The sequence below is a fragment of the Xanthobacter autotrophicus genome, from assembly GCF_029991245.1.
Taxonomy (GTDB): domain Bacteria; phylum Pseudomonadota; class Alphaproteobacteria; order Rhizobiales; family Xanthobacteraceae; genus Xanthobacter; species Xanthobacter autotrophicus_C.
In genome coordinates this window covers 1-2,193 of record NZ_JAIVFO010000272.1, presented here as the reverse complement: position 1 = coordinate 2,193, position 2,193 = coordinate 1, and the positions used below count along the sequence as shown (strand labels likewise).

Below are 2,193 nucleotides of genomic sequence, written 5' to 3'. Positions count from 1 at the left end.
GCACCGACGCGCCGCCCGTGCTGGTGGGGGCGGTGGGCGAGGCCGACGGCTTCGACGAGGCGGAGGAGGTGACCAGCGGCGCGTCCACCAGCGCCTCGAGCAGGCCGCCGATGCCGTCCGAATTGTTGGCGGGCTTCTCCGGCAAATCGTCGAGGCTGGAGATGGAATCGATGTCCAGCCGCTTCATGTCGAGGTGGCGCTCGGCCAGGCCCTGGATATAGATGGGCGAGGTGCGGCGCGCCCATTCGGCCCGCATCATGGAGATGGAATCGCGTTCCTTGCGGATTTGCGTGCGCAGGGTGGCGAGGCGTTCGGCTTCGGCGGTGGACGCGTATTTCAGCTGGTAGACCACCGCGGCGGTCACCAGAAGCGCGACGACCATCACGACATTGGCGACCCGGAACATGTCTTCTAGCGTCTCCGCCCGTGGCGTTGCGGTGGTGGAGCTGGCAACAGCCCCATCAGGTCACCGCCCGGATGCGCCGGGGCGTTGGTGCGTTCGGCCGCGCGAAGTTTCGCGGACCTTGCGCGCGGATTGCCTGCCACTTCGTCGGGACCGGGTTCCACCACGCCTTTCGCCACGAGGCGGAAGGCAGGCTCCGGACCCTCCGCCTGCGGCAGGTGGCGCGACGCGGACGGTGCCTTTGCCCGGTTTGACAGAAAAGTCTTAACGATCCTGTCCTCCAGGGAATGGAAGGTGACCACCACCAGCCGCCCGCCCGGAGCCAGCGCCCGCTCGGCGGCCACAAGGGCCTGGACCAGCTCGGACAATTCCTCGTTCACGGCGATGCGCAGGGCCTGGAAGGTGCGGGTCGCCGGGTGCATCTCGCCGGGCTTTTGCCAGACGATGCGGGACACGATTTCCGCAAGCTGGGCGGTGCGGGTGATGGGCGATTCGCCCCGCGCCTTGACGATGGCGCGGGCGATGGGCCGCGAGTGCCGCTCTTCCCCGAGACTCCAGATGAGATGGGCGAGCTGCACCTCGTCCAGGGTCGCCACGAGGTCGGCAGCGGAGGGGCCGGTATCGCCCATGCGCATGTCGAGGGGGCCGTCGCGGCGGAAGGAGAAGCCCCGCTCCGCCTGATCGAGCTGCATGGAGGAGACGCCGATGTCCAGCACTACGCCGTCGAGGGGCGTAAAATCGTGCTCCTGCGCCACCGCGTCGAGGCGGGAGAAGCGGTCGTTCACCAGGGTGAGCCGCCCGGCGGCTTCGGCGACGAGATCCGCGCCCGCGGCGATGGCGGTGGGGTCGCGGTCGATGGCCAGCACCCGGCAATCGGCGGCTTCGAGGATGCCCCGCGTATAGCCTCCCGCGCCGAAGGTGCCGTCCACATAGCGGCCGGCGTCCTTCGGCGCGAGGTGCGCGAGAACCTCGGCGAGCATCACAGGCAGGTGACGGGCCGGTCCGCCAGCGGCGTCGGCGGGGCCGACCCCGTGGCCCGTCGTCATGCCTTGGTGCTCCTCGGGTTCTCCGCTCGGGAGCCGATGGCCTGGCGCAGCTCGCGCACCCGTTGGGTGGCCTCCGCGAGATGTGCCTTCAGCCGCTCCGGTTCCCAGATCCGGAATTTGTGCCCCAGCCCCACGAACGCCACCTGGTCGGTGATCGCCGCATGGGCCTTCAAGGTGTCGGTCAGCACCACCCGGCCTTCCGGGTCGATGCGCAGGGTCTCGCTGGTGCCGTAGAGGGCGGCGGCCAGCTCCTCGCGCGCCTCGGAATAGGGCGGGTAGCTCTCGATCAGCGCGTCGATCTCGCCGATCAGGCGGTTTCCGCCCGCGTCCAGCGCGGGTTCGGCAAGGCTCGGATGGCAATAGAGGCCGTCCGCGCCGTCCTTGGCCAGCACCGTGCGGAAGGGCGCGGGGATGGAAACCCGGCCCTTGGCGTCGAGCCGCATCGTGTAGGTGGACACGAAGCGGTCCATGGCGCCCGGGTGCCCCTCGTTTGCGGCAGGCGGCGGTCCGGTCCGCCCGCTTGACGGCTGGAGCCGTCCATCGTGTTCATGGGTAATAATGGGCTAACATGGGATTTCATGGGCGTCAACGGAATGGCATGGGCGCCGGGATGGGCGCGGGCAGGGTGGGGGCGCCGATGCCGGTCGCGAGACGGCCGGTTCCGGCTTCGGAACGGAGAGTTTCGGGGCTGTGCAGGTTGGAAAGCAGTCGCTGCCGCGGGGGGCAGGTCCGCCCCCTCTCCCG

At 69.7% G+C, this 2,193-nt stretch carries 3 protein-coding genes; all 3 read right to left on the bottom strand.

Going from position 1 to position 2,193, the window contains the following annotated elements; all coding sequences use genetic code 11:
- Positions 1 to 406 (bottom strand): cell division protein FtsL (gene ftsL, locus K9U41_RS22635; protein ID WP_282643093.1); only part of this gene is annotated, 406 nt, incomplete at its 3' end.
- A 5-nt stretch (positions 407 to 411) separates the two neighbouring features.
- Complete coding sequence (rsmH, locus tag K9U41_RS22630; RefSeq protein ID WP_282643092.1) at positions 412 to 1,449, bottom strand: 16S rRNA (cytosine(1402)-N(4))-methyltransferase RsmH; 1,038 nt, start codon at positions 1,447 to 1,449, stop codon at positions 412 to 414.
- Positions 1,446 to 1,919: a division/cell wall cluster transcriptional repressor MraZ gene (locus tag K9U41_RS22625; RefSeq protein WP_282643091.1), complete on the bottom strand. Its 474-nt coding sequence runs from the start codon at positions 1,917 to 1,919 to the stop codon at positions 1,446 to 1,448. The genes rsmH and K9U41_RS22625 overlap by 4 nt, the downstream gene beginning before the upstream one ends.
- Positions 1,920 to 2,193: the final 274 nt, after the last annotated feature.

Excerpts from the sequence above, each read along its gene's own strand:
- rsmH (WP_282643092.1), bottom strand. The coding sequence starts at position 1,449 with ATGACGACGGGCCACGGGGTCGGCCCCGCCGACGCCGCTGGCGGACCG.
- K9U41_RS22625 (WP_282643091.1), bottom strand. The coding sequence starts at position 1,919 with ATGGACCGCTTCGTGTCCACCTACACGATGCGGCTCGACGCCAAGGGC.